This window comes from Vibrio sp. 1249-1, assembly GCF_033340495.1.
Window position 1 is genome coordinate 1 of sequence record NZ_JAWOWJ010000770.1, and the last position, 614, is coordinate 614.

The window sequence follows — 614 nt, forward strand, 5'->3', positions numbered from 1 at the left end:
TTCGTTGGTGAACGTCTTCGTCGGTAGAGAACGAGTAATGCGGAACTCGGCATCGCGATCATTACGGATCGCCCAGTTGTCTTTCATCTCGCTAAAGTTAATTTTAATGCCGTTCTCGATGGTCGAAATCTGACGCTTGTAATCTGGGTAGTACTGCGCCACGGTTTGGTCTTTGCGCGTCGACAGCGCGTATTTCACCAACTCGCCGTCCCACTCCAACGCCAAGTTCATATCACGATCAGTTTTGTTAGTGATTAGCGTTTCCACCAGCGAAGAGCGATCAGTCACGAAGCGCAACACCATTTGCACGTGAATATCGTCCAAGTCCAACACCTGCACTAACGCACCTGGAATGGAATAGACTTTCGCTTCTGCGTTCGATAAATCGTAAGTTTGGCCACTCACTTTGTCGGTCAACGTGAGCTTGTCGAACGTTTGGCCAGACATAAAATGCGCGTACTCTTGTGTTACTTGCATAATACCGCCAAAAGCGCCATAACCCGCCGCATCTTCAGGTAGCAAATGGCCATGCCACGCGCCGTTGTCCGTGAGTGCGTTGTACTTCAGGTTCGAATAACTGTCGTAATCACGCAGGTAAGTTGGATTACCAGTGC

At 49.5% G+C, this 614-nt stretch carries 1 pseudogene; it reads right to left on the reverse strand.

What is annotated here, in order from left to right:
- Window positions 1-614, reverse strand: a pseudogene (locus tag R7Z50_RS28830) (alpha-glucosidase); the annotation flags it as partial.